Raw genomic sequence first — 24,992 nt, forward strand, 5'->3', positions numbered from 1 at the left:
CCCGACAACCCAGGACCACCCCATGGCACGCATCTCCCCGATCGACTACGCCACAGCTTCGCCCGAAATCCGCGCCGAGCATGACCGGGAGATGGGCCTTCGCGGCCGGATGACCAATATGAAGCGCATCCTGCTGCATTCGCCGGTGGCGCATCGCATCTATGCCGAATGGTTCACCTTGCGCGACTTGCTGCGGCCTGCGCTCGACGATCGCGCGGTGTGGCTGTTGTCACTGGCGATCTCGGAAAGCGCCCATGCCGAGATACCGGTTACCTTCTTTCGCCGCGCACTGATCGGCGCCGGTGTCGATCCCGAGACTGTCGAGCCGACAGTCGACGAGGCGCTGCTGATCGCCTTCGGCAAGGCCATCGCCACCAATTCCAACGCCGTTTCCGATGCGATGTGGGATGCGTTGAAGGCTCGCTACGGCGAGACGGTGCTGGTCAACCTCGTCGCCTTCGCCGGCATCATGGTGGCGACGACGGTGTTCACCAATGCACTGCGGGTCGACCTCGATCCGGAGCTGGAGCCTTATCGGAAGAAGGCATGAAGCGAGGCGGCAACCGAAGGCATGTTGAAGATGTCCAACCGTTCGGAACTGAATTTGAAAAGGCTGGTATTCCTGCTCGTTTTCTCAGCGACGGGAGGGGGGTCGTCTTTTGCAGACAGCGACTTCCTGAGGGTCTCCTGTCGAATGCCCTGCTCAGGCAGGAGATGGGCTTCTGGAAACGATCGATGCAAATACCAGAGGCGGGCGGTCGAGGGTATCGACCTTTTATGTCGCCGGAAAAATGCAAAGAGTAGTTGTTTCGTCGTCAAAGGATGGAGCGCCGTTTCACGATGTTTTTGCGCTCGATCGCGCCACGAGCGAGGGAACCAAGGAGGCTCCCGCGTTCCATGCCTTGCAAGATCGTGCCAACGAGTTGCTCAGGTTCTTCTGTTTTGCAAATGCGGAGGCAAAGCAAACATATCTCGACGTTCTCCGGGCAAACCGGGAAACGATCAGGCGGGCGGGAGGAGACTAGAGTCTGACGCGCCGTGATGGCAGGGCAAAAAGGGGCTTGCGGCGATCACGCCCGTCTCAGCAGAATTCCACCTCGATGTGCCGCTCGGTCTGCGAGACGACGCGGCAGCGCGTCTCGAATCCGTCCGACCTGATCGCCAGGTTGAATATCTCGGGCACGCCGACGGCGCTTGTCACGTCGAGGCCGGCCGCGTCGTCAGCCAGCGTCCTCACCGTGCAGTCGATCGACGACATGTGGTTGTTGAACACGATGCGGCCTGCCTTCAGCACGCGGCGGCGCGGGCTTTTGGGGACGTCGTTTGCCGGGCGCCAGGCAATGCATCTGTTGCGGCCGGCGGCCTTGGCCTCGTAGAGCGCGGCATCGGCATTGGCCAGCAGCGTGTCGATCTCCGGCGTCTGTGCATCGAGCGCGGCGATGCCGAAGCTGGCGGTGACGCCGATCTTCGACGGCCCTTGGTTGACCACGATCTCGCCAACGGCGTTGCTCAGCTTTTCGGCGACGCCGATCATGCTGTGGCGATCGGTATGCGGCAGCAACAGCGCGAATTCCTCGCCGCCCAGGCGTCCGAACAGGTCGCTGCCGCGAAGGTGTTCCCGGCATGCCTTGGCAACGGCCGTGAGAACCTTGTCGCCGGTGGCATGGCCATATTGGTCATTGATCGATTTGAAATGATCGAGGTCGAAGGCGATGCACGCCAGATTGTGCTTGTGGCGTTGCGCCAGCGCCAGGGCATGGGCGCCCTGTTCCTTGAAGGCGCGACGCGACAGGACGCCGGTCAGGCCGTCGACGGCGGCAAGCTGGCGCAGTTCGAGCGCATCCATCGCCAGCTGTGCGAGATCAGAAAGGATCGCGGTTTCCCGCGCACTGAACTGACGCGGTTCGTAACCAATGGCGCACACCGTGCCGATGTTGTGGCCATCGCCTGTGCGCAAGGGCACGCCGGCATAGAAGCGGATATGTGGATCGCCGGTGACGCTCGGATTGTGTGCAAAACGCATATCGTCGCGCGCATCGGGAACAATGACCGGCAGCAGTTCCTGCACGGTGTATTTGCAAAAGGTCTCGTTGCGATCGACTTCGCGGTTGCCCAGCCCGTCATAGGCTTTGTACCACTGCCTGTGGCCATCGATCATCGAAACGATGGCGATCGGCAGGTCGAAGATATTCCTGATCAGGCGCGTGATGCGGTCGAACGCTTCCTCGCGCGGCGTATCCATCACGTCGAAACGGTCGAGCGCGTCAAGGCGTCCCGCCTCGATGCTGTCTGCATCCATCGCCGATGGCGGTGCGTCGATAAGGTTCCGGTGCATCGCGTTCTGCCTCTATACCGCTTCGCGGCGCGTCAACGCCGTCGCGAGCATCCGAGTCCTTGCTGAAAATTCGGTAAAGCGACAAATCGGTGCCGCGAGGGCCTTGGTTTGCCGCCTGCGGCCGAGGCGCTTGACGATGTCGCGGCAATCCAGCCTACCGGCTGATCTCCGCCAGCGCACGCTCGAGCGGCGCCGGCGATATCTGGATCGGTCCGGAAAACGGAATGTCCATGTCGAGGATCAGATAGAGCGAACTCGCGATCAGCGCTGCCGCCAGCACGAAGGAGCCGACGACGACAGCGTTGCGCGGTGCGCGGAAGCCGAAGCTGCCGAAGATCAGCATCAGCCACAGCACCAGCATGACGATCAGTGGCAGTGGAATGGTACCCTCCGACTGCTCGATCAGCACCCAGCGCTGTTCCAGGACCTTCTGCAGGTGCTGGCGGGCATCCTGCAGCAAGGCGCCATGGGCGGCATCCGCCGGGGTCATCGTGCTCAGCCGGTCGCCGACTTCGGTGAGCAGATGCTCCGACAGCCTGTTGGCGATAACCGGCGTTTCACCCTGGGGCATGACGTCGCTCACCACCCGTTGCACATAGGCGCCAAGCGGCTCGCGGACAGCGTTGGTTTCGGGGCCATATTGCCGGAGCGTCCTGTCCAGCAGGATCAGTTGCGTCGCATAGCCGTGCACATTGTGGTCGATGGATTCGAAGGTGTTCTTGGCCGAGTTGATCATCAGGCCGATCACCAGCGAGGTCATCACCACGAACAGATTGGCTATAAGCCGCACGATGGCACTGGTGTCGTCCTGGCGGTGCCTGTCGGGGAAACGATCGTAGATCGCCAGGCTGCACAATGCCGCCCCGGCCAGACAGACAAAGATCGCCACTCCGACAAGAGCCTCGCGCATGGCGCCATTGTGCACGAGACGCGGAAATTGCCAACCGCGCGGCCGGCTCACCCGCCCCGCAAGCCACCCTGGCAGGAAACGGGTGGCTGGCGCGCCTGCTTTCGCCGACCCTGATGGTAGCATCGGAGGCAAGACCCATGACCATCCATTCCCTCGATACGGCAAAAGCGGCTCGTGCCGCCGAGACGCGCGTCGCAGCCCATGACTGGGCGGCGCTCACCAGTGAATTGAGCAACCATGGCTGCGCGGTCATCGAAAAGTTGCTGACGCCCGAGGAGTGCCGGCAGATTGCCGCCCTCTATCCCGACGAAAGCCATTTCCGCAGCCATGTCCACATGGCGCGGCATGGTTTCGGCAAGGGCGAGTATCGCTACTTCCGCTATCCCTTGCCTGACCTGATCGGCGCCTTGCGCACTGCGCTCTACCCGCGGCTGGCCGCTGTCGCCAATGACTGGAACGAGCGTATGGGCATCGCCCAGCGCTACCCCGCCGAACACGCGGCGTTTCTCAGGCAATGCCACGACCAGGGCCAGACGCGGCCGACGCCGCTTCTGCTGCAATACGTGCCCGGCGACTTCAACTGCCTGCATCAGGACCTCTATGGCGACCTCGCCTTTCCGTTGCAGGTGGCGATCCTGCTCTCCCAACCCGGCGAGGATTTCACCGGCGGCGAGTTCGTGCTGACCGAGCAGCGCCCGCGCATGCAAAGCCGCGCCGAAGTGGTGCCGCTCAGCCAGGGCGACGCGGTGGTGTTCGCCGTCCACAATCGCCCGGTGAAGGGGACGAAGGGCAATTACCGGGTCAATCTTCGCCACGGCGTCAGCCGCCTGCGCTCGGGGATACGGCATACCGTCGGCATCATTTTTCACGACGCGAAGTAGCGAGGCGGCAAAGGCGTCCCGCGCCGCCGTCGCGTCACAGCTTGTTATTGTGCAGTGCAGCAACGATATTGCTGCAAGCGCGTTGTGTGCGATGCCATCCCGGCAAGCAAGGATACCGATTTGCGAAACATGTCAGATACGATCGCGCGGCTGAGCGCGATGCGCGGCCGCCCCGTCGCTTCCGGGCAGCACCATGACGATCGGCTGTCCGATGTGAGCGGGTTCGGTTCCAATCCTGGCGCCTTGCGTGCACGCCTCTACGTGCCCGCAAACCTGCAGGAAGATGCAGCACTGGTCGTGGTCCTGCATGGCTGTACCCAGAGCGCAGCTGGTTATGATCACGGTTCCGGCTGGTCGCAACTCGCGGCGGAGCAGGGGTTTGCAGTCCTCTTCCCGGAGCAGCAGCGCGCCAACAATGCCAATCTCTGCTTCAACTGGTTCGTCCCGGGAGACATCATCCGCGACAGCGGCGAAGCGCTCTCCATCCGCCAGATGATCGAGGCGGTGGTTGCCACCCATGGTGTTGACCGCAAGCGTATTTTCATCACCGGCCTTTCCGCCGGCGGCGCCATGGCGACGGCGATGCTAGCGGCCTATCCGGAAATGTTCTCCGGCGGCGCAATCGTTGCCGGACTGGCCTACGGCAGTGCGGTGACGATCCCCGAAGCCTTCGACCGCATGCGTGGCCATGGCGGCCCGTCCAAGGCCGACCTGCAACGGCTCTTGCGCGGGGCCTCGTCACATAGGGGTCCTTGGCCGACGATTTCGGTCTGGCAGGGCTCGGCCGACAACACCGTCGTGCAGTCCAACGCGGATGCCATTGTCGCGCAATGGCAAGGGGTGCATGGCGTTGGCACCAGCCCGACGCGCGTCGAGACGGTCGATGGCCAGACACGACAGGTCTGGTGCGACGGCAGTGGCCGGGAGCTGATCGAAAAGTATAGCGTGGCCGGCATGGGCCATGGCACGCCACTGCAGACGATCGGCGATGATGGCCTGGGCAGGGCAGGGCCGTTCATGCTGGATGTCGGGATTTCCTCGACACGCCACATAGCTCGCTTCTGGGATCTCGCGAAGCCAGCTGCGCGGGGCGACGCGAAAAAAGACGCCACGTCAGCGGCGCCTGTCTCCGGCGCCGCCTTGAAGATTTACAGCGTGCCTGAAAAGCCGCGCGCGGCACGCATCGACCACACCGGAGAACCGCGACCTGACGCGCGCGACTCGGCTGCCGGCATCTCCAAGGTCATCGAGGACGCGCTACGCGCAGCCGGGTTGATGCGCTAGCCAAGCGCGGAACAATTCGCCTAACCGCTCATTGTCCACTCGAGGGAAAAGAAACCCACAGGAGTAGACAATGGCCAAACAGAAAATTCTCGAAGACCTTTTTCACGACACGCTGAAAGACATCTATTTTGCCGAGAAGAAAATTCTCGCAACCTTGCCCAAGATGGCCAAGGCAGCCCAGAGCGCCGAGTTGCAGGCGGCCTTTACCAAGCATCGCAGCGAGACCGAAGGCCATGTCGCCCGCCTCGAAAAAGTGTTCGCCGTTATCGGCAAGAAGCCGCAGGGCAAGACCTGCGCGGCCATCGTCGGCATCACTGACGAGGGCGCGGAAATCATGGAAGAATACAAGGGCTCGCCGGCGCTCGACGCGGGCCTGCTGGCAGCCGCGCAAGCGGTTGAGCACTACGAGATTTCCCGTTACGGCACGATGCGGACCTGGGCCGAGGAGCTTGGCCTCAACGACGCGGTTGCGCTTCTTGAAGCGACGCTGAAGGAAGAAAAGGCGACCGACGAGGCCCTGACAGGTATCGCGACGAGTGTCGTCAACCAGCAGGCCGAAGCAGCCTGACGGACACCACGGCCCGCCGGTCTCCGGCGGGCCGCCTTTTTGGAGCTCGCCATGACCGACACACCGTCCAAGACCCACCGCATTTCCGACAAGGAAGCTTTGCGTATCGCCGAGCAGACCGACGTTTCACCGCAGCAGGCCAAGGATCTCGCCAAAGAGCATGGTAAGACCAAGGGCGAACAGGAAGCCCGCAAGACCAAGGACGAGGGCTGACGGCCGGTTACCCGTCAAAACCGGTTGGTTGCCCTGTGTTTGTGACTGGCGCTTCCGCGCCTCCGCCGTGGGCTTCTGCCTTCAGGAGGCAGGGTTCCGCAGCGGCTTTTTCGCGCGGGTTGCGCTTGTGCGCTTCCTCTGACGCCGCCTATCGCGTAAGGCCGGGGAAAATCCTCCAGGGCTCGCGAACAGGCATGATACGTCTCGAAAGCATCAGTAAACAGAACGGTCGTCAGATCGTCTTCATCGAGGCCTCGACCGCCTTGCAGAAGGGCGAGAAGGTCGGTCTCGTCGGCCCCAACGGCGCCGGCAAGACGACGCTGTTTCGTATGATCAATGGCGAGGAGCAGCCCGACGAGGGGCAAGTGCAGGTCGATCGTGGCGTCACCATCGGCTACTTCAGCCAGGATGTCGGCGACATGGCCGGCCACAGCGCGGTGGCCGAGGTGATGAACGGCGCCGGGCCGGTGAGTGACGTCGCCGCCGAAATGCGTGAGCTCGAACACGCCATGGGCGATCCCGACCAGGCCGACCGGATGGACGAGATCATCGAAAAATATGGCGAAGCGCAGCACCGCTTCGAGGAGCTCGACGGCTACGCGCTGGACGGCCGCGCCCGCGAGGTGCTCGACGGCCTCGGCTTTACCCAGGAGATGATGGACGGCGACGTCGGCAAACTGTCCGGCGGCTGGAAGATGCGCGTGGCGCTCGCCCGCATTCTTTTGATGCGACCCGACGTCATGCTTCTCGACGAGCCGAGCAACCATCTCGATCTCGAAAGCCTGATCTGGCTGGAATCCTTCCTCAAGGGCTATGACGGCGCGCTCTTGATGACCTCGCACGACCGCGAGTTCATGAACCGCATCGTCAACAAGGTGGTCGAGATCGACGCCGGTTCGCTGACCGCCTATTCCGGCAATTACGAATTCTACCAGCAGCAGCGGGCCATCGCCGACAAGCAGCAGCAGGCGCAGTTCGAGCGCCAGCAGGCGATGCTGGCCAAGGAGATCGCCTTCATCGAGCGCTTCAAGGCGCGCGCCTCGCATGCCGCGCAGGTGCAGAGCCGGGTGAAGAAGCTCGACAAGATCGATCGCGTCGAACCGCCCAAGCGCCGCCAGACGGTGTCGTTCGAGTTCCAGCCGGCGCCGCGCTGCGGCGAGGATGTCGTGACGCTGAAGAACGTCCACAAGGGCTATGGCAGCCGCACAATCTATGAAGGGCTCGACTTCCAGGTCCGCCGCCGCGAGCGCTGGTGCATCATGGGCGTCAACGGCGCCGGCAAGTCGACGCTGCTGAAACTGGTCGCCGGCGCTTCCGAGCCCGACAATGGCACGGTGGCGCGGGGCCCGAGCGTCAAGATGGGCTATTTCGCCCAGCACGCCATGGAGCTGCTGGAAGGCGAGCGCACGGTGTTCCAGACGCTGGAGGACGCGTTTCCGCAGGCCGGCCAGGCGCCGCTCCGGGCACTCGCCGGCTGCTTCGGCTTTTCCGGCGACGAGATCGACAAGAAATGCCGCGTGCTGTCAGGCGGTGAGAAGGCGCGGCTGGTGATGGCGCTGATGCTGTTCGACCCGCCCAATCTTCTGGTGCTGGACGAGCCGACCAACCATCTCGACATCGCCACCAAAGAGATGCTGATCACCGCACTCTCGCAGTATGAAGGCACCATGCTGTTCGTCTCGCACGACCGCCATTTCCTGGCCGCACTCTCCAACCGCGTGCTGGAACTGACGCCGGAGGGCATCCACACCTATGGCGGCGGCTATACCGAATATGTCGAGCGCACAGGGCAGGAAGCGCCGGGGCTCAGGGGGTAGGGGAAGGGCCTCGGCATCGCGTCCCAGCATTCAGCTCCGATTTCATCCTCTCTTCCGCTTTTCGACTTCCGCAACACTCGGCCCGTTTCCGCAAGAGGGAAGCGGGCCACTGGTGTGCTAGATGCTGGCTTGCACTCTGTGGAGCGCGGCATAGAGTCCGCCGGCCGCCATCAGCGCGTCGTGGCTTCCTTCTTCGCCGATCCCGTCCTCGGTCAGCACCAGGATGCGGTCCGCATGGCGCACCGTTGACAGGCGATGCGCGATGACAATGGTCGTGCGTCCCCTAGTCAGTTCCAGCAGCGCCTGCTGGACGGCCCGCTCGCTCTCATTGTCCAGCGCGCTTGTCGCCTCGTCGAAGATGAGGATGGCCGGGTTCCTGAGGAAGGCGCGCGCAATGGTCAACCGCTGCTTCTGGCCGCCGGACAGTTTCACGCCGCGCTGCCCGATGTCGGTGTCGTAGCCGTCGGGCAGGGCGGTGATGAAATCATGCGCGTTGGCCGCCTCGGCGGCAGCGGCAATCTCGGCGTCCGTCGCGTCGAAGCGGCCATAGCGCAGGTTCTCCGCCACCGTGCCGCTGAACAGATAGACGTCTTCCTGTACCACCCCGATACTGCGCCGCAACGATGCGAGGCTGATGTCGCGCACGTCGATGCCGTCGATCAGTATCTGTCCGGCACTGACCTCGTAGAAGCGGGGGATCAACGCGCACAACGTACTCTTGCCGACGCCTGACGAGCCAACCAGCGCGACGAATTCGCCCGGCGCGATGTCGAAGGTCAGGCGTTTCAGTACATGAGCGCCCTCGGCCTCGTAGCGGAAGCCGACATCGCGAAAGCTGACCGCCCCGATCGGGCGGCCGAGTTCGACCGTGCCGTCCCGGTCCTCGATGTGGGGAGCGGTATCCAGAAGTTCCATCGCCCTGACAAAGCCGGTGTGACCCTCCTGCCAGAGCCGCGCCAGATTGGCCAGGCGCGACACCGGGTCGACCAGCACCGCTACGCACAGCAGAAAGGTCAGCATGTCGGCGACGCTGAGCTCAGCGCTCAGCACGCGAACGGCGCCGGCGACGATGACCAGCACGGTGATCATCTGGGCAAAGGTCGCCGTTCCCAGCGAAAAATAGGCCTCGCTCAGATAGCCGTCCCGGCGGCTTTCCAGGAACATCGCGTTTGCCTGCGCGAAACGCTGTATTTCCAGATCTTCATTGGCAAAGGACTGGACGACCCTGATGCCGGTCAGAGAATCTTCCAGCCGCTCGTTAATGGCGGCGATTCGCTCCTTGCTGCGTCGCACGGCCCCGTTCATGCGGCGGTTGAAGTGCAGGGCATAGATCACCGCGAACGGCGTCATGATGGCAATCAGCGCGGTCAGCACCGGGTCGATGATGGTGAGGATGACGAAGGCGCCGAGGAACTTGAGCGCTGCGATGAACAGGTCCTCGGGGCCGTGATGGTAGAGTTCGCCCAGCGATAGCGAGTCGTTGGTGATGCGGCTCATCAGTTGTCCGACACGCTGCCCGTCATGGAAGCTGAAGGACAGTTTCTGGCAATGCTCGAACAGCTCCTGGCGGATCGCGCTCTCGATCCTGGCGCCCATGACGTGGCCCTGATAGTCGACGAAGAACACGGCGACTGCCTGGATGGCCACCATGGCGAGCATGAGTCCGCCCGAGACGTAGATATGGCTGAGCGTCTCGGCTGCCTGCGGCAAAGCCAGCAGACCCCTGGTGACATGGTTGGCGAAAACCGGCAGTGCAAGCGCCGTCGCGGCAATGAGCACGGCGCACGCCAAGTCCGCCGCCAGCAGAGCCAGATGCGGCTTGTAGTACGACAGGAATTTGCGCGCGTGTGCGAACCGCCGGCTGCGCTCAGCCCGCGCGGAAAATCCGGCCGAAGGCGGTGAAGGTTTACCTAGGGATTGGCTATGGCGCGCGTCGGCATGCGTCCTCGCCCGGGAAAAGTGGCGTTGCATAAAGCTTCATGTCCTGTTGATCGATCTCTCCTTTCCGGTTGGACATGAAGGTTCTCATCTCACTCTCCTGCTGCGAATGGTCGGACAATTATGCCAAGTCGGGCGCGAGATCGCAACCCGCGCGCTCAAACGTCAGCCTTGCTTGCGCGTCTCACCTGCGTCTCGCGCAGCAAAAACCGCTGGAAGCGCCGTGGTTGCGGAGCTGACGGATTGGGAAGCGGATGGGAGCTCGGTCTACCAAGGTTGCTTCGCCATGACCGGTATTGACCCGGCCTCCTCGATCAGTCGAGCCCGGCGACGCGCAGCCCCTCGATGTAGCGTGCCCGATCCCTTTCGTGCACGATGGGGTGGTATTTCTCGACCCAGTCCACGGACACGGATGGATGCAGGCGCCGTGTCTGCGACAACGCGTGGGCGGCGGTGGGGCGGTCGCCAGCCATGCCGGCCGAGGCGGCGTATGTGCGCCACGCCGTCCCGAAATTCTGCCTGAGATCCACCGCCCGCCGCTCGAATTCGGCCGCCTCGGCGTAACGCCCGGCCATGAAATGACAGAGCCCAGCGACGGAAAGGCTGCCTGCTTGCGTGAAATCGCGCGGGCTGAGCCGGTCGGCCAGCGCGACATGGTGCAGGCCGTCGTCGGGCATGCCCGCATAGGCATAGGTCGATCCGAGGATCATATGCGCGTAGGCGAGGCTCGGATTGAGAGTGATCGCCTCGGACAGGGCCTTCACGGCCGGGTCGAAGCGGCGCGAGGCCATATGCACGAAGCCCGTGGCGAAGTGCGTCCACGGGTCCTCCGGGTCGCTGCGAATCGCCCGTTGCGCCATGTCGTGGGCAGCAGGCAGGGCGGCTTCCGAATCAGCCAGTCCAAGCATCGACTTTGCGGCGAGGCCCCAGGCAATCAGGCAGTTGGCGCGCGGATAGTCGGGGTCGATGTCGACAGCCTTTTTCAGCAGCCGCTCGGCGATCTCGAAATCCGGCAGCGAAGCCCAGGTCCAGACATAGGGCATCGCCTTCATCACGAAGCCCCAGGCATCGAGGTTGCCGGGCGACCGGCTCTGGAAACGCTCCTGCTCCGCAAGGTAGAGCCTGGGCTCGATGGCGCCGATGACGCTTTGGGCGATCTCGTCCTGCAGCGCGAAGAAATCGGCGATTTCCGCATCGTAGCGCTCGGCCCAGATCTGGCGCCCGTGGTCTGCGTCGCTCAGCCTGGCGTTGATGCGCAGCCGCTGCCCGGAACGGCGCACGCTTCCGTCGAGCACATAGCGCACGCCGAGCTCGCGCCCGATCTGCTTCACGTCGACCGCCTTGCCGCCATAGGTGAATGATGAGTTGCGGGCGGACACGAACAGCCAGCGCAGCCGCGCCAGTCGGGTGATGATGTCTTCCGCGAGGCCGTCGCCGAAATATTGCTGCTCGGCGTCGTCGCTGAGATTGGCAAAGGGCAGCACGGCGATGGACGGCCCGGCCTCGGCACTGTCGGATGGGGCAGCAGCGGTGTCGAGGCACTCCACGGCGCCACCGAAGCGGTAGCCGACCCGGGGGATTGTCGCGATCCACTCGGCGTCGTCGGGTCCCGGCCCAAGCAGTTTGCGCAGCAATGCGATCTGGACCGAGAGATTGCTTTCCTCGACCGCCGCTTGCGACCATGCCGCGTCCATCAGCGTCGCCTTGGACAGGACTTCGCCGGGTCGTTCCACCAGCGCCGCCAGGAGCAGCACGCCGCGATAGCCGACCGGAACGGGCAGGCCCTGCCGGAGCAGCGTTCCCGCTTCCGGGTTGAGCTCGAACGGACCGAAGGCAAAACGCTTCCCCACCATGGCGCAAACTAACATCTTTTCGGAGCTTTTCGGAAGTATTCGGGCAGGCGCCCGCGACGCCACCGCCCGCTGGGCTCACCCTGTCACCACGTTTTGAGACAGGAGAGCCGGAAATGTCTGCTGTTGTTTTTGACCGTGTGGAGTTAGAGACGGAGACCGAGCAAGCCGTTCCAGCGAGCAGGACGTGCCCACGTGACGAAGAATTCCGCGCCGCCCTCGAGCGCTATGTGGCGGACTACATCGCCTGCCAGAAACGCCGCGGCAACGGAAACCACAGCGGCGCCCAATGCCACAACGACAGCCCCATCCAGGACGACTCGGCTAGTTCAGCACCCGCTCATCGACTTCGTCGATGCTTCTCGTGCCGGTCAGCGCCATGGTGACGGACAGTTCCTTGCGAAGGATCTCAATGGCGGTCGCCACACCAGCCTCTCCGCCGGCACCGAGGCCGTAAATATAGGCTCGCCCGACCAGGCAGCCTCTGGCGCCAAGGGCGAGCGCGCGCATCACATCCTGGCCTGACCGAACGCCGCCGTCGAACAGTACCTCGATTTCGGAGCCCACCGCTTCAACGATCTTCGGCAGCTTGGAGATCGTCGATGGCGCACCGTCCAGCTGCCGGCCACCATGGTTGGACACCACGATCGCGGTTGCGCCAGCCTTGCTGGCGGCGCGCGCATCGTCGACGTCGAGAATACCCTTGATGATCAGCTTGCCTGGCCAGATGCTCCTGATCCACTCGACGTCATTCCAGTTGAGTGTGGGATCGAACTGATGCGACACCCAGTCCGCGAGCTCCTTGACGCCTTGCTCGCCTTTCACATGGCCGGCGAGATTTCCGAACGTCCAGCGCTTGGCAGTGAGCATCCTCCAGGCCCAGGCGGGCTTGGTCGCCATGTCGAGAAGATTTCGTACTTTCAGCGCCGGCGGAACCGACAGCCCATTCCTGACGTCGGCGTGGCGCTGTCCCAGCACCTGCAGGTCGACGGTTAGCACCAGCGCGCTGCAGCGTGCAGCGAGCGCCCGCTCGACAAGCGAACGCGCGAAGCCGCGGTCTTTCATCACATAGAGCTGGAACCAGAACGGCTTCTCGACCGCCGCGGCAACGTCCTCGATCGAGCAGATCGCCATTGTCCCGAGTGTGTAGGGAACACCGGCCGCCTGTGCGGCGCGGCAGGCGAGGATTTCCCCATTGGCCCACTGCATCCCGCCAATGCCGATTGGCGCCAACGCGATCGGCAGCGAAGCCTTCTCGCCGAGGATCATCGTCCCCGTATCCCGTTGCGAAACGTCGACCAGCACGCGCTGGCGGAAAGTGAGCCGCGCCAGATCGGCGCTGTTGGCGCGCAAGGTTTGTTGCGAGTAGGAGCCTGCCTCGACCTAGTCGAAAAAGGCCCGGGGAACGCGGCGGCGGGCGGCCTGCCGCAGATCCTCGATGCAGGTCATGGTCTTCAGGAGCGAAGGCGCCGGTGGCGCCTTGGCCCGGTCGCCCAAGGTTGTGGCTTCCCTGAATTGTTGGAGATCGGGCACTGCGGTGATCAGCCTGTCCATCGTCGGCTCCCAACGAATATTAGCCAATTCTGGTCCATTGAATGTCGCGATCGCGCGGATGTAAACTCACTAGCGAGTATACTTTCATCGGCGTCAGCCCCGTGCCCAGATCGTCCGACCAGACCAGGCCAGTGATATTGCAGGCGGCGTACAAGCTCTTTCGCCAGCGAGGATTCTTTCGCGTCGGCATGGATGATATCGCAAGCGCCGCCGGCGTCACCAAGAAGACACTCTACTATCACTTCGACAGCAAGGACGCGTTGCTGACCGCGGTGCTTGCATCACAGCACGAACGGGCGTTCGCCGAGTTCCAGACCTATGGCATCGACCTGTCTGGCGGTCCGGAGAAACTGGTCGACAAGCTGTTCGGAGGACTGGCCGCATGGTCGGCCAAACCGCGCTGGGCGGGATCGGGATTTACCCGGCTGGCAATCGAGCTTGCCGATCTCTCCGGGCATCCCGCGCGTTCGATGGCGCGCCAGCACAAAGCCTTGATGGAACAGCATCTGGCAACCCTTCTCGCCGAAGCGAAGGTGGCATCGCCGCGCGAGCGGGCGCGCGAGTTGTTCCTGCTGGTCGAGGGTGCAATGGTAATGATGCTGGTCCATGGCGACCGAAACTATTGCACTGCCGCGGCCGCCGCAGCCAAAAGGCTGATCGTGAATGGATCAGCCTCTTGACGCCGATGGCCAGCTTTCGTCGGCCAGGTGCTGACCGCGAGAGCCTATCCAAGCAGATCGGGCTGCTGCCTGAGGATGCGGTCGTGCAGCGGTTGGCACTGAAACCACCCGGCTTGCGCCGTTCCATTCACCGCGCGGGTGGCGCGCGCGTTTTCCGGGTCGACCTGCAGCGGCGTGCCCACGCTCTCGGCGAGGAACTGCGCCTGGCAGCAGCGCTCCATCGAAATGAACCACCAGACGGCTTCGTCGACGGTCTGGCCAACCGTGAGCAGGCCGTGGTTGCGCAGGATCGCCGCCTTGTGGCCGCCGAGGCTTTCGGCGATCCGCGCCGCCTCGCTCGCCTCCGTGACCATCACCCGTGTGTCATCGAAGAAGACGTGATCCTCGTAGAAGGCGCAGGCGTCCTGCGTGATCGGGTCGAGCAGCCGGCCGACCGCCGACCACGCCTTGCCATAGATGGAATGCGTGTGCGCGGCCGCCACCACATCCGGCCGTGCCGCGTGGATCTGATGATGAATGGCGAAGGCGGCGACGTTGACCGGCATCGTGCCCTCGACCACCGCGCCCGTGGCGTCGACACGGATGAGGTCGGAGACCGTGACATGCGCGAAATGCATGCCGAACGGATTGACCCAGAACGTGTCGGTGAATTCCGGATCACGCGCCGTGATATGTCCGGCGACGCCTTCGCTGAAGCCCAGCGCTCCGAAGATGCGGAAGCCGGCGGCAAGTCTTTCCTTCCGGTGTTGCCGCTCCTGTTCCAGGTTTTCGAAGCTGGGTGGCCGTTTGAAAAGAGGCTCATACGCCGCCTGCTTGCTGACGGCCAAATCGCTTTCGGGAATTGACGTGACGATGTTCATGGCGTCCTCCTTGAAGTCCTGCACCGTCTGCATGACGGCAGGCTCCAGATTGGAGAAGCCTCGAGACAGCGTCTCAAAGGCGGCATCAATAGTTCCGAATTCTTCCGAATAGATGCGAAACTGTTCGGTGCCGTGGCGATGATCCGACCAGGATCAGCGAGAGCCTACTTGCCGGCCATGTGATCGGCAAGCTCCTGAACCTGCTTGAGCAGCGCCGGGAAGGCCGGGTCATCAGGCAGGTGCTCGCCCATGCAGGTGCGATAGTCGGCGTCGCCTTTTTCCAGGGCGGCGTTGGCGGCATCGAACGCCGTTTCGTCCTTGAGGTCCGAAGCCTGGTAGGCCTCCTGGAATTTCTGGGCGGCAGCGTTCGCAGCAGTCCACACGGCGTCGCAGGCCGCGATCTTCGGAACAGGGCGTGCCGCAGACGCCGAGGCGATCATCACGCTGTTGCCCTTGACGAGGGTGACGATGACCTGCTGGTCGTCAATCGGCCCCAAATCCTGCGTCCAGCCGCCGAGCCGCGCAAAAGCCAGGTCGGCGCCTTCAGGCTTCTTCAGCGGAAAGTCGAGCGTCCCCTCGAATGCGGCGTCGCTGTTGATGGCCTGCGTGTAGAAGGCGTCGAGTTTCAGCGCCGCATCGATGCCGGCGGGCAGTTTGAAGCTCTCGTCGGTCTCGGCGGCTCTGGACTGCAGCCAGCGCTCGAGCAGGCCCCGGGTCGTTGCCACCAGGCTCGGGCCGTTGTCGCCTTTGGCGTATCTCAACCCGTCGAGCATGCCGAAACCGATATCGGCATCGCTGAGGCTTTCTAGATTGATCGTGCCGGTTGCCGGAAAATCCTTGACCGTCACGGGGCCGACAAGGGCGGAAAGACGCCTTTCGAGATCGGCCAGCGCTTTTGCGCCGGCGGCATCGAGCGTTTCCACGGGTGCGTTCGAGCTTGCCAGCGCCGCGATTGCGGAAATCGCCTTGTCGCGCGCCGCGATATAGTCGTCCTCCGGCGAAGCCGCGAAAGCAGCACTGCTCGCGAGCGCGAACAGAAATGTCCAGACCAGCCGCATGATGTAGCTCTCCGCTCTACGCTCTACGTTGTATCCAAGGACAATACGAACGTTTGAAGACAAGATCAGGCTAAAACAAGGCTGGAAACGCCGACGTTGGAGCCGCTGATCTCCCCCCTCGAGGGGGAGATGTCGCCGAAGGCGACAGAGGGGGGCGTCTCACATAGTTCGCCAGCGTCGTCTATCGCCGCCGAGGACGCCGGCGCTTCACGCGCAGCGACCCCCTCTGGCCTGCCGGCCATCTCCCCCTCGAGGGGGAGATTGGCGCTCAGGCGCAGCGTCAGCCCTTGCGCTTCTCCACCTCCGCCTTGCGCAGCAAAAACCGCTGGATCTTGCCGCTCGGCGTCTTCGGCAATTCGGTGACGAAATCGACCTCGCGCGGATAGGCATGTGCCGAGAGCCGCTTCTTGACATGCTGCGCGAGTTCCTCGGCTAGCGCCTCGCTGCCCTGGTAGGCCGACGCCAGCACCACGAAGGCCTTGACGATCTCGGTGCGCTGCGGATCGGGCACGCCGACCACCGCCGCCTCGTTGACCGCCGGATGCTCGATCAGTGCGCTTTCGACGTCGAATGGGCCAATGCGATAGCCGGCCGAGGCGATGACGTCATCCGCCCGGCCGATGAACGAGACCGAGCCGTCCGGCTCATACTCGACCGTGTCACCGGTGCGGTAATAGCCGCCTGCTATCGCCGGCGTCTCCGCCTGGTGATAGCCGTCGAACCAGCGCAGCGGCGAATTGGCGATGTCGACGGCGAGAATGCCGGGCTGGTTGGGGCCAAGCTCCCGGCCCGCTTCGTCCAGCACCACCATGCGATAGCCCGGCATCGGGAAACCTGCCGAGCCCGGCCGCACCGTGTGCGACAGGCCGTGATGATTGTTGACCATCATGCCGTTCTCGGTCTGGCCGTAATGGTCATGAATGGGGGCGGCGAGGTGGGCGTCGAACCAGCGGATCACTTCCGGGTTGAGCGGCTCGCCGGCGCTGCTCACCACCCTGAGCTTCCCCTTGATGCGGGCAGCGGCCGCGGCGCCTTCGGCCATCAGCAGGCGATAGGCGGTAGGCGATCCGGCGAGGCTGGTGACGCCCAGCCGCTCGATAATGTCGTAGGTGCTTTTGGCGTTGAAGGCGCCCTCATAGAAGGTGGTGGCGATGCCGAGCTGCAGCGGCCCGGTGATGGCGTAATAGAGGCCATAGGCCCAGCCGGGATCGGCAATGTTCCAGAACACGTCGCCGGGCCTCAGCCCGATCGCCTCGCGCATGTAGGCGCCAAACGACATCAGCGCCTTGAGCGGCACTGGCACGCCCTTGGGCAGGCCGGTCGTGCCCGAGGTCGACATCATCATGAACAGGTCGTCGCCCTTGCGCAGCACCGGCTGGCAATCGGGCGAGGCGGCGGCAAGGGCGGCGCGGAAATCGATGTCGCCTGCGGGCTGGGTGTCGCCGGCGCCGAGGATGGTCGCGACGCACGGGTGCTTCTCGACCTCGTCGAGCTTGCCGCGATTGGCCGGATTGGTCACCACCAGCTTCGCGCCGCTGTAGCCCAGCCGGTGCTCGATGGCTTTTGGGCCGAAGGCGGTGAACAGCGGCTGGTAGACGGCGCCGATGCGCCAGGTGCCAAGAATGAGCGCCACCAGTTCGGGAATGCGCGGCAGCATGCCGGCGACGACATCGCCGGGGCCGACGCCCAGATCCTTCAGCAGGGTGCCTGCGCGTCCCGACATGTCGGCGAGATCGTCGAAGCTGAATTCGCTCAGGCTCCCGCCGGCCGAGATGGCGCGCAGCGCCAGACGATTCTGGCCAGTGTAGCGGCCGCAGCATTCGAGATAGGCGTTGATGCCTGTCGCGGGGTCGCCATCAAGGCGCGCGACTTCATCCTCGATGCGAAAGCGTTGAACGGCATCCTCATAGCGCGGCAAGCCGGTCGAAGCTCCAACCATCGCGGCATTCCTCCCGTAGCGGCGTCCACCTCCTTGTGGACCATCGTCATGGCCGGCAGGATACCCAAGATCGCGCTCGTGGTCGATGAGGAGCCAGGACCGCCCCGGGGGCTCTCAGCCCCCTGAGCGGTCTTCATCCTCCGGCCTCAGAGGCCGAACCAGCGCGAGCGCCGGCTCGATCCAAAAGTCTCCTTGTCGGCGCGCAGCGCTACCGAGGGCTCGTGGTATTTTCCGGTCGGCGCGGGGCCTGAAAAGAAATCGACCTCGACCTTGCCGATGCGGCCGCCGCCGAACTCGATATAGCAGGTGCCGAAGCCGTCATAGAGCGAGCCGCTGCCGCTCTGGCGCAGTTTTGCGATGAGCCCGGTGGCAACGGCGCGCGCCGCACCTTCGGCGAACACCCCGGCCTTGGGCGTGCCGGTGTTGGCGCCGTCGCCGACGGCATAGACGTTCTCGTATTTTGTTTCGAGCGTGCGCGGATTGACCGGGATCCAGCCGTTCTCGGCCATGCCGCTTTCCAGCACCACCGGCGGCACGCGATGCTTGGGAACGCCGAGGAAGAGATCGAACGGCATTTCCGTGCCGTCGTCGAGCACCGCCAAATTGCGGGCATTGTCGACGGAGGCGACGCGGCGGCTCGGGATGAACTTGATGTCGCGTTCGGCAAAGGCCGCCAGCAGCGCCCGCGAGGTGTCGGGCGAGGGCGGCACCGGGCTGCCCAGCGGCAGCACCAATGATATCTCGCAGTCCGCGCGCACGCCTTGCCTGACCAGATAGTCGTGCAGCATCAGCACGCATTCGCTGGGCGCCGGCGGGCACTTGTAGGGTGCCCCGCAGACGCCGACCATCGCCTTGCCTTTTTTGAAAGTGGGCAGCACGTCGCGCAGCCGCTCCGCTCCCGCCACGGTGTAGAACTCGTTGGTTCCCGAAAGCCCTGGCGTGGCGTCGAAATCATATTCCGCACCGAGCGCAACCACGAGGTGGTCGGCCTCGAACACGCCGTCATTGGTGGTCACCCGGCGCCTCTCGGGATCGATCCCTGTGATCGTGCGCTTCAGCATCCTGACGCCCGGCTTGGCATAGCTTTTGTGGGCAGGCGCACGGCCTGCGGCGTCTTCAGGCCGAACATCACGTCCAGCTTGGAAAAGCCGAACACGAAGGAATCGCTCTGGTCGATCAGCGTCACCTCGATGCTGTCGCCCATCGCCTCGGAAAGCAGCGTCGTCAGCTCCAGGCCGCCGAAACCGGCTCCCAGCACGACGATACGCGGTTTGCTTGCGGTGTTCATCTCAAGTCCCCTCGGATCTGTCTTGGCGCCTTGCCGGAGGCTGAAGTCGCCGGGTTGCTCGGAAAAAGGCGGGCGGCGAGGCGCTTGATTGCTGGCCTTGCCGCCTTGGATGTCTCAGGTCAGGACCGGTTGCGGCACGATGCGGATGTAGGGCTTCGGCTCCTTCCAGCCCTGCGGGTAGAGTTGCCTGGCTTCGTCGTTCGACACCGACCCGGCGATGATGACGTCGTCGCCGGGCTTCCAGTTGACCGGCGTCGCCAGGCGGTGCTTGGCTGTCAGTTGCAGGGAGTCCACCACGCGTAGCACCTCGTCGAAGTTGCGGCCCGTGGTCATCGGGTAGGATATCACCAGCTTGATCTTTTTGTCGGGACCGATGACATAGACGTTGCGCACCGTCTGGTTGTCGGCGGCGGTGCGGCCGTCGGCGCTGTTGCCGGCCGACGCCGGCAGCATGTCGTAGAGTTGCGAGATGGCGAGCGTCGGGTCGCCGATCATCGGGAAGTTCGGCGCCATCCCCTGCGTCTCGGCAATGTCCTTGGCCCAACCGGCATGCTTCTCGACCGGGTCGACGGAGAGGCCGATGACCTTGACGCCGCGCTTGTCGAACTCGGGCTTGAGGCGCGCCATGTAGCCGAGTTCGGTCGTGCACACCGGCGTGTAGTCCTTGGGGTGGGAGAACAGGATGCCCCAGCCCTTGCCCAGCCATTCGTGGAAGCTGATGCTGCCCTGAGTGGTCTCGGCGGTGAAGTCGGGGGCGATGTCTGCGATACGGAGTGACATGTTGCTTTCCTTTCCGGTTGGAATTCGATTGCGGGGGCATATTAGGAAATCTATGTTCCGCCAGCGTTCCCCGACGCCCCCTCGTTGGTGACGGCTCTGGCGCCGCCATGGCCGGACCTTTCCTGATGGTGCCTGCATGCGCGTTTCGATCCATCTGCTCGGCCGCTTCGCCGTCAGCGTCGATGGCCGCCCGATCCCGGCGGCCGACTGGCGGCGCGACCGCGCCGCGGCCCTGGTCAAGCTGCTGGCGCTCAGGCCTGGCCATCGCATCCACCGCGAGCAGGCCATGGAAATTTTCTGGCCCGACGCTGATCCCGAGGCAGCCGGCGCCAATCTGCGCAAGGCCATTCATTTCGCGCGCCGCACGCTCGGCGTCCACGACCTGATCGAGGTGAGCAACGACATCGTCTCGCTTGCCCCGCATGCCGAGCTCGAGATCGACGCCGAAAGCTTCGAGGCCGCCGCCAAGGCGGCGCTACACGGTGGTGACAAGAGCGCCTATGAGCGTGCCGCCGACTTCTATGGCGGCAGGCTGTTGCCGGACGATCTTTTCGTCGAGTGGCTCGACACGCCACGCGCGCACCTGCAGCAGCGCTACAGCGACCTTTTGCGCGCCGGCGGCCTGTGGCAGCGGCTGATCGCGCTCGACCCCGCCGACGAGCAGGCCCAGTGCGCGCTCATGCAGGTGGCACTCGATGCCGGCAACCGCGTCGAGGCCATTCGCCAGTTCAACCAGCTGCGCGAGAACCTGCACGCCGAGCTCGGCGTCGGGCCGAGTGCGGCGACCATCGCCCTCTACGAGAAGGCGTTGGCCCTCTCCAGCACCGAGACCGTCAGCCCGTCGGAGCGCATCCGCACCTCGCTTGCCTGGGGCCTGGTGCATCTGCAGAGCGGCGAGTTCGACAAGGCAAGCGAGATCGCCCGGCACACGCGCGACCTGGCGCTCGGTGCCGACCTGCCGCGCGAAGTCGGCGAGGCGAGCGCGCTGCTCGGCCTCGCCTCGATGATGCGGGCGCAGTGGCCGCAACTGTTCCGTTCCGAATTCATCGAATGGGTTCGTGCCAAGCCGGCCTTCGTGCAGCATGTCTTCGATGGTCACCTGTGCCTGTCCGAATTCTGCCTGTGCAGCGCCTCGGGCCATGCCGAAGTGGCAGGCCTCGCCCGCGAGCTGCTTACCGTCGCCGAGCTGGCCGCATCGCAAGCCGGCCGCGGGCTTGCCTGCCTGCTTCTGGGCGAGGCGGCGCTGTTTTCAGGCGACCTCGACGAGGCCGAGCGCCACCTGACCGAGGCCGAGCGGCTGCTGCTGGAGGCGGATGCGGTGGCCGGCCGCGTGCTGGCCATAGAGCGGCTGGCCGAGATTGCGCTGGAGCGCGGCCAGAAGTGGCGCGCCAGCCGGCTCATCCAGCGCGGTCTCACCGACGCCGAACGCTCATGGCTGTCGCCGCACCTGATCATGCGCATGCAGGCGCTGGCCGTGCGCGCGGCGGCGACACCCAAGATGGTGGCGGAAGAAATCCTGGCCGGCGACCGGTTGCTGACCCCAGGCGCCTGCCAGCCCTGTTCGATGGCGCTGCGCACCGCCTCGGCAATCGCACTCGCCGAGGCCGGCGAGCTGGACCAGGTCGACCGCCGCCTGAACGACGCCGAGCGCATCGCCGGCATGTGGCATGGCGGTCCCTGGGCGGCCGCCCTTTGGGAAGCGCGCGGCGTGCAGCGGCGGGCGCAGAACCATGAGATCCGCGCGCTCGCCGCCTTCGACGAGGCGGCCTCGCGCTATCAGGAGCTTGGCCGCCCGCGCGACCAGGCCCGCTGCCTGGCCCGCATGGGCCAAGAAGGGTAGGGGGCGGCCGCGCCAAGCTTGGTTGCGGATGAACGAGGTTGGCACTCTGCGGCAAGCAGATGGTTGACCCAACTTGCCATCCGGCCGATAGCTCCGCCGGAAATTGCCCCCGAGAACCCCGATGACTTCAGACTCCAACCTCAACGACGCAATCGAGCGCACCCCGTCCGCCGACACTGCTTGGCAGGACGACGTTCGCCAGGGCGTGCGCCATGTGCGCGATCTCGCCTCCCTCCCGCTGTCACCGGCCGAGCGCGCGGCGGCCCAAGGCGCGGCCGCGAACCACAAGGTGCGCATCCCGAAAACCTATCTCGACCTGATCGACTGGAACGACCCGCAAGATCCGGTCCGGGCGCAGGTCATCCCGTCGCCCTACGAACTGGTGGAGGCGGAGGGCGAGCTCGACGATCCGATCGCCGACCATGAATTCAGCCCGGTGCCGCGCCTGACGCATCGCCATGCCGACCGGGTGCTGTTGTTCCCAACCTATCAATGCGCGGTCTATTGCCGGTTCTGCTTTCGCAAGGAATCGCTGACCGCGATCGGTCGCGGCTATACAAGCGAGGCGCTGGAAGAGGCCTTCGCCTATATCGCTGATCATCCCGAGATCCGCGAGGTGATCTTGACCGGCGGCGATCCGCTGTCCTTGCCAGACAAGGCGCTGGCCGAAATCCGCGCCCGCATCGAAGCCATCGCGCATGTGCGGCTGTTGCGCATCCACACGCGCGTGCCGGTCGCGCTGCCCTCACGCATCACACCGGGGCTGGTCACGGCTCTGCAGGGCCGGCTGATGGTCACAATCGTCACCCATTTCAACCACCCGCGCGAGATCACCGACGCCACCGAGGTGGCCTGCCGCACGCTGCGGCAAGCCGGCTTCGTGCTGCTCAACCAGAGCGTTCTCCTGAAAGGCGTCAACGACAACGTCGAGGTGCTGGAAGAGCTCTGCCGCGAGCTGATGTATCGCCTCGGGATAAAGCCCTATTACCTGCACCATGGCGACCTCGCACGTGGCATGGCGCATAGGCGCACCACGATTGCCGAGGGACAGGCGCTGGCTGCCGCCCTGCGTGCCCGCCTGTCGGGCATCTGCAACCCCGTCTATGTGCTCGACCTGCTGGAAGGCGGTGGGAAAGTGCCGATCGGTCCGTCCTATGTCGAGGCGCGGGAGGGGGATACGTGGCGTTTTCGCGGGTATGATGGCGAGGTGAGGACCTATACGGAGATCGTGACGAATAGAACGAAATGATGTCGGCGCACGGTGAAACGTGCGAATGTCGGGCGCTTTCCTGACGTCAGTCGAAGAGATCCCGGCGCCAGAGCCTGATCTACTGCGGCGTCCGCGCGCTCTGCCAAAGCCAGATTGCCAGCGCGCCGGCTCGCCCACGGATCTGTGTTTCCACAGGTCCTATCAGAACACCGGATTTGAACAGTGCGCAGTCGGGACCGGCGGCTTGCAGCATCTTGTCGCCCACCGCGACTTCGGCGTTCTGCTCGGCCGCGATCTCCATCAGGCGGCTGGCGACGTTGACAGTGTCACCGGTGGCCGCGATGTGTTGACGGCCTTCGCCGCCGAGTCGAGAGGCGACGATCGTTCCGTGGTGCGCTCCAATCTTGAAGCCGAGCCGGGACGCCGTCGCTGCCGGCAGCGAGGCGAGCCAATCGTTGGTGCGGCTCGAGAGCCCTGCGCAACAGCGAGCCGCTTTGAAGGCGTCATTTGCCGCCGGTTCCGGCAGGCCGAACAGGATCATCGCTCCGTCACCCATGAAGGAAATGACGACGCCACCGCAGTCTGCCACTTCCTCGTTCACCAACGCATGAAACGCGTTTAGAAGTTCGCGGGTGGCGCTCGGCCCCAGGGCTTCACTCAGTCCGGTGAAGCCGGACAGGTCGATGAACAGGATGGCGGCGTCGCTGCGGACCGGTTCCTTGAGGAAGTCGCCATGTCTGGCGAGCCACTCGCCCAGGCCCGGAGCCTCGACGCGTTGCAGCAATTCGCTCTGCGTGGCGAAATACTGGGCGCGGTTCCTGCCCAGCCAAAGTTGTGCCGCCCCGAACAGGAGAGCCGGCGGAACGGCAGCGGCCATCGGCAGTGCAGCACTCAGCCAGATATGGTGCGAGAAGGCGGTCATATTGACCGCGGACCAGACCAACACCACGCCGGCGACCGCCGCCAGGCCGATGGCGTTTCGCCGCCATGCCAGCAGCCCGACGAGCACCATGGGCAGCACCACTGCAAAGCCGGCATCCGCAAGGCGAACGGACCGGTCGCGTACGATTCCGTCACCGGTCATCAGATGGGCGATTGCCGTCGACATGACTTCGACGCCTGGCAGCACGGGATCGAACGGTGTCGGGAACACATCGCCGGCGCCGGTTGCCGTCACTCCGATCACGACAATTCGATCCCGGATAATGCGCTGGTCAAGCTGGCCAGCCAGCACCGTCGCGGCACTGATCGTGCGGATGGTGCCGCGCGGGCCATAGAATATCAGAGGCAGGATATGACCGATGTCCGTCCTGATCCATCGTCCGCCCAGCGATAGATCATCGGGCGCAATTTCCGGATCCTCGTCCTCTGCCGTGGCTACGACACGCAGGGAGAAGGACGCTTCCAGCTGATCTCCGGCTCGAAACAGCAACGGCACGAAACGGGGCGTTCCCGTCCGGTCGGTGACCACGTTGACGACGCCGACGGCGGCGGCATCCGAAAACGCTTTCAGGGGTTTGAGAAACCGCTCGGCATTCGCCACCCGGGCGAGGGGACCCTCACCCTCGGCCACTGCCCATTGTCTGCCTCCCGGGTAGACCGCGGCGGCAGCGATGACACTGGCACTCCCGCCCAGTGAACGGGCAAGCGCCGCGTCATCGTCCTTTGCCCCAGGATCGACCAGCAGAAGGTCGAGCGCAATGGCTTTCGGCTCAAAGCGCGCGATCGCATCGACCAGTCGGGCAAGCGTGGCGCGGCTGAGCGGATAGCTGCCCTCAACGCGCACCGCTTCGTCGTCGATCGCGACAATGGTGATCAGCTCCGGTGGCTTTACCGTTCCTCGAGCAAGCGTTCGAAGATCGGTCATCGTCGCTTCGACGCGATCGAGAAACGATAGGTTGCCGCGCCAGTGCGCGAAACCCAGGCCGGCGCCCCAAAGCCCAGCCAGGATGAGCGCGATCAGCGTCGCAAGCGCTCGACCGCTCAT

General features: G+C 64.4%; 20 protein-coding genes and 1 pseudogene. 9 read left to right on the forward strand and 12 right to left on the reverse strand.

Features of this window, described 5'->3' with window-relative positions; genetic code table 11:
• Positions 1–22: 22 nt before the first annotated feature.
• Positions 23–550: a carboxymuconolactone decarboxylase family protein gene (locus AC1DVW_RS02225; RefSeq protein WP_477320896.1), complete on the forward strand. Its 528-nt coding sequence runs from the start codon at positions 23–25 to the stop codon at positions 548–550.
• Positions 551–1,081: 531 nt separating this feature from the next.
• On the opposite strand, the gene AC1DVW_RS02230 is transcribed toward AC1DVW_RS02225, so the two are convergent.
• Together AC1DVW_RS02230 and AC1DVW_RS02235 are read right to left on the reverse strand one after the other, a co-directional pair.
• The gene (locus AC1DVW_RS02230; protein WP_477320897.1) at positions 1,082–2,335 is read right to left on the reverse strand and encodes a GGDEF domain-containing protein; all 1,254 of its coding nucleotides are present in this window, start codon (positions 2,333–2,335) and stop codon (positions 1,082–1,084) included.
• Positions 2,336–2,489: 154 nt separating this feature from the next.
• A complete protein-coding gene (locus tag AC1DVW_RS02235) occupies positions 2,490–3,245 on the reverse strand; it encodes a bestrophin-like domain (protein WP_477320898.1) in 756 nt (251 codons plus the stop codon).
• Positions 3,246–3,382: 137 nt separating this feature from the next.
• Here AC1DVW_RS02235 and AC1DVW_RS02240 point away from each other — a divergent pair, with 137 nt between their 5' ends.
• From AC1DVW_RS02240 to AC1DVW_RS02260, 5 genes are all read left to right on the forward strand, one after another.
• Positions 3,383–4,126 carry a 2OG-Fe(II) oxygenase gene (locus AC1DVW_RS02240; protein ID WP_477320899.1) on the forward strand — a complete coding sequence of 248 codons (744 nt, stop codon included), beginning with the start codon at positions 3,383–3,385 and terminating at the stop codon, positions 4,124–4,126.
• A 120-nt stretch (positions 4,127–4,246) separates the two neighbouring features.
• Positions 4,247–5,410, forward strand: coding sequence for an extracellular catalytic domain type 1 short-chain-length polyhydroxyalkanoate depolymerase (locus AC1DVW_RS02245; protein WP_477320900.1), 1,164 nt, complete (start codon positions 4,247–4,249; stop codon positions 5,408–5,410).
• Positions 5,411–5,480: 70 nt separating this feature from the next.
• Positions 5,481–5,978 carry a YciE/YciF ferroxidase family protein gene (locus AC1DVW_RS02250; protein ID WP_477277578.1) on the forward strand — a complete coding sequence of 166 codons (498 nt, stop codon included), beginning with the start codon at positions 5,481–5,483 and terminating at the stop codon, positions 5,976–5,978.
• Positions 5,979–6,029: 51 nt separating this feature from the next.
• Positions 6,030–6,191 (forward strand): hypothetical protein, encoded by a 162-nt coding sequence (locus tag AC1DVW_RS02255; protein WP_477320901.1) that lies wholly within the window; start codon positions 6,030–6,032, stop codon positions 6,189–6,191.
• Positions 6,192–6,385: 194 nt separating this feature from the next.
• Positions 6,386–8,008: an ABC-F family ATP-binding cassette domain-containing protein gene (locus AC1DVW_RS02260; RefSeq protein ID WP_477320902.1), complete on the forward strand. Its 1,623-nt coding sequence runs from the start codon at positions 6,386–6,388 to the stop codon at positions 8,006–8,008.
• Positions 8,009–8,125: 117 nt separating this feature from the next.
• Here AC1DVW_RS02260 and AC1DVW_RS02265 read toward each other — a convergent pair whose 3' ends face one another.
• The 3 genes and pseudogenes from AC1DVW_RS02265 to AC1DVW_RS02275 all read right to left on the reverse strand — a co-directional run bounded on the left by AC1DVW_RS02265 (position 8,126) and on the right by AC1DVW_RS02275 (position 13,254).
• The gene (locus AC1DVW_RS02265) at positions 8,126–9,979 is read right to left on the reverse strand and encodes an ABC transporter ATP-binding protein (RefSeq protein ID WP_477320903.1); all 1,854 of its coding nucleotides are present in this window, start codon (positions 9,977–9,979) and stop codon (positions 8,126–8,128) included.
• Positions 9,980–10,260: 281 nt separating this feature from the next.
• A complete protein-coding gene (locus AC1DVW_RS02270; protein ID WP_477320904.1) occupies positions 10,261–11,799 on the reverse strand; it encodes a winged helix-turn-helix domain-containing tetratricopeptide repeat protein in 1,539 nt (512 codons plus the stop codon).
• A gap of 321 nt (positions 11,800–12,120) precedes the next feature.
• Positions 12,121–13,254: pseudogene (locus tag AC1DVW_RS02275) on the reverse strand (alpha-hydroxy acid oxidase).
• Positions 13,255–13,391: 137 nt separating this feature from the next.
• On the opposite strand from AC1DVW_RS02275, the gene AC1DVW_RS02280 reads away from it, so the two are divergent.
• Positions 13,392–14,030: a TetR/AcrR family transcriptional regulator gene (locus AC1DVW_RS02280; RefSeq protein WP_477320905.1), complete on the forward strand. Its 639-nt coding sequence runs from the start codon at positions 13,392–13,394 to the stop codon at positions 14,028–14,030.
• 44 nt (positions 14,031–14,074) lie between these two features.
• On the opposite strand, the gene AC1DVW_RS02285 is transcribed toward AC1DVW_RS02280, so the two are convergent.
• The 6 genes from AC1DVW_RS02285 to AC1DVW_RS02310 all read right to left on the reverse strand — a co-directional run bounded on the left by AC1DVW_RS02285 (position 14,075) and on the right by AC1DVW_RS02310 (position 19,955).
• On the reverse strand, positions 14,075–14,923 hold the full coding sequence (locus AC1DVW_RS02285; RefSeq protein ID WP_477241951.1) for a class II aldolase/adducin family protein: 849 nt from the start codon (positions 14,921–14,923) through the stop codon (positions 14,075–14,077).
• Between the two features lie 131 nt (positions 14,924–15,054).
• Positions 15,055–15,948 (reverse strand): hypothetical protein, encoded by an 894-nt coding sequence (locus tag AC1DVW_RS02290; RefSeq protein WP_477320906.1) that lies wholly within the window; start codon positions 15,946–15,948, stop codon positions 15,055–15,057.
• A gap of 280 nt (positions 15,949–16,228) precedes the next feature.
• Positions 16,229–17,887: an acyl-CoA synthetase gene (locus tag AC1DVW_RS02295; RefSeq protein ID WP_477320907.1), complete on the reverse strand. Its 1,659-nt coding sequence runs from the start codon at positions 17,885–17,887 to the stop codon at positions 16,229–16,231.
• A 146-nt stretch (positions 17,888–18,033) separates the two neighbouring features.
• Positions 18,034–18,948 carry an NAD(P)/FAD-dependent oxidoreductase gene (locus AC1DVW_RS02300; RefSeq protein WP_477320908.1) on the reverse strand — a complete coding sequence of 305 codons (915 nt, stop codon included), beginning with the start codon at positions 18,946–18,948 and terminating at the stop codon, positions 18,034–18,036.
• Positions 18,942–19,175, reverse strand: a complete 234-nt coding sequence (locus tag AC1DVW_RS02305) for a hypothetical protein (RefSeq protein ID WP_477320909.1) — start codon at positions 19,173–19,175, stop codon at positions 18,942–18,944. Before AC1DVW_RS02305 ends, AC1DVW_RS02300 begins: the two co-directional genes overlap by 7 nt.
• 114 nt (positions 19,176–19,289) lie before the next feature.
• Positions 19,290–19,955 (reverse strand): peroxiredoxin, encoded by a 666-nt coding sequence (locus AC1DVW_RS02310; protein WP_477241959.1) that lies wholly within the window; start codon positions 19,953–19,955, stop codon positions 19,290–19,292.
• A gap of 136 nt (positions 19,956–20,091) precedes the next feature.
• On the opposite strand from AC1DVW_RS02310, the gene AC1DVW_RS02315 reads away from it, so the two are divergent.
• Positions 20,092–21,795, forward strand: a complete 1,704-nt coding sequence (locus AC1DVW_RS02315; RefSeq protein WP_477320910.1) for a BTAD domain-containing putative transcriptional regulator — start codon at positions 20,092–20,094, stop codon at positions 21,793–21,795.
• A gap of 121 nt (positions 21,796–21,916) precedes the next feature.
• Positions 21,917–23,044, forward strand: a complete 1,128-nt coding sequence (locus tag AC1DVW_RS02320; protein ID WP_477320911.1) for a KamA family radical SAM protein — start codon at positions 21,917–21,919, stop codon at positions 23,042–23,044.
• A 79-nt stretch (positions 23,045–23,123) separates the two neighbouring features.
• Here AC1DVW_RS02320 and AC1DVW_RS02325 read toward each other — a convergent pair whose 3' ends face one another.
• Complete coding sequence (locus AC1DVW_RS02325) at positions 23,124–24,992, reverse strand: CHASE2 domain-containing protein (protein ID WP_477320912.1); 1,869 nt, start codon at positions 24,990–24,992, stop codon at positions 23,124–23,126.

This window comes from Mesorhizobium sp. P3_B5 (genome assembly GCF_056402815.1).

Coding starts and splice junctions, on each gene's coding strand:
- AC1DVW_RS02225 (WP_477320896.1), top strand. CDS start 23: ATGGCACGCATCTCCCCGATCGACTACGCCACAGCTTCGCCCGAAATC.
- AC1DVW_RS02230 (WP_477320897.1), bottom strand. CDS start 2,335: ATGCACCGGAACCTTATCGACGCACCGCCATCGGCGATGGATGCAGAC.
- AC1DVW_RS02235 (WP_477320898.1), bottom strand. CDS start 3,245: ATGCGCGAGGCTCTTGTCGGAGTGGCGATCTTTGTCTGTCTGGCCGGG.
- AC1DVW_RS02240 (WP_477320899.1), top strand. CDS start 3,383: ATGACCATCCATTCCCTCGATACGGCAAAAGCGGCTCGTGCCGCCGAG.
- AC1DVW_RS02250 (WP_477277578.1), top strand. CDS start 5,481: ATGGCCAAACAGAAAATTCTCGAAGACCTTTTTCACGACACGCTGAAA.
- AC1DVW_RS02255 (WP_477320901.1), top strand. CDS start 6,030: ATGACCGACACACCGTCCAAGACCCACCGCATTTCCGACAAGGAAGCT.
- AC1DVW_RS02260 (WP_477320902.1), top strand. CDS start 6,386: ATGATACGTCTCGAAAGCATCAGTAAACAGAACGGTCGTCAGATCGTC.
- AC1DVW_RS02265 (WP_477320903.1), bottom strand. CDS start 9,979: ATGCAACGCCACTTTTCCCGGGCGAGGACGCATGCCGACGCGCGCCAT.
- AC1DVW_RS02270 (WP_477320904.1), bottom strand. CDS start 11,799: ATGGTGGGGAAGCGTTTTGCCTTCGGTCCGTTCGAGCTCAACCCGGAA.
- AC1DVW_RS02280 (WP_477320905.1), top strand. CDS start 13,392: ATGTCGCGATCGCGCGGATGTAAACTCACTAGCGAGTATACTTTCATC.
- AC1DVW_RS02285 (WP_477241951.1), bottom strand. CDS start 14,923: ATGCAGACGGTGCAGGACTTCAAGGAGGACGCCATGAACATCGTCACG.
- AC1DVW_RS02290 (WP_477320906.1), bottom strand. CDS start 15,948: ATGCGGCTGGTCTGGACATTTCTGTTCGCGCTCGCGAGCAGTGCTGCT.
- AC1DVW_RS02295 (WP_477320907.1), bottom strand. CDS start 17,887: ATGGTTGGAGCTTCGACCGGCTTGCCGCGCTATGAGGATGCCGTTCAA.
- AC1DVW_RS02300 (WP_477320908.1), bottom strand. CDS start 18,948: ATGCTGAAGCGCACGATCACAGGGATCGATCCCGAGAGGCGCCGGGTG.
- AC1DVW_RS02305 (WP_477320909.1), bottom strand. CDS start 19,175: ATGAACACCGCAAGCAAACCGCGTATCGTCGTGCTGGGAGCCGGTTTC.
- AC1DVW_RS02310 (WP_477241959.1), bottom strand. CDS start 19,955: ATGTCACTCCGTATCGCAGACATCGCCCCCGACTTCACCGCCGAGACC.
- AC1DVW_RS02315 (WP_477320910.1), top strand. CDS start 20,092: ATGCGCGTTTCGATCCATCTGCTCGGCCGCTTCGCCGTCAGCGTCGAT.
- AC1DVW_RS02320 (WP_477320911.1), top strand. CDS start 21,917: ATGACTTCAGACTCCAACCTCAACGACGCAATCGAGCGCACCCCGTCC.
- AC1DVW_RS02325 (WP_477320912.1), bottom strand. CDS start 24,992: ATGAGCGGTCGAGCGCTTGCGACGCTGATCGCGCTCATCCTGGCTGGG.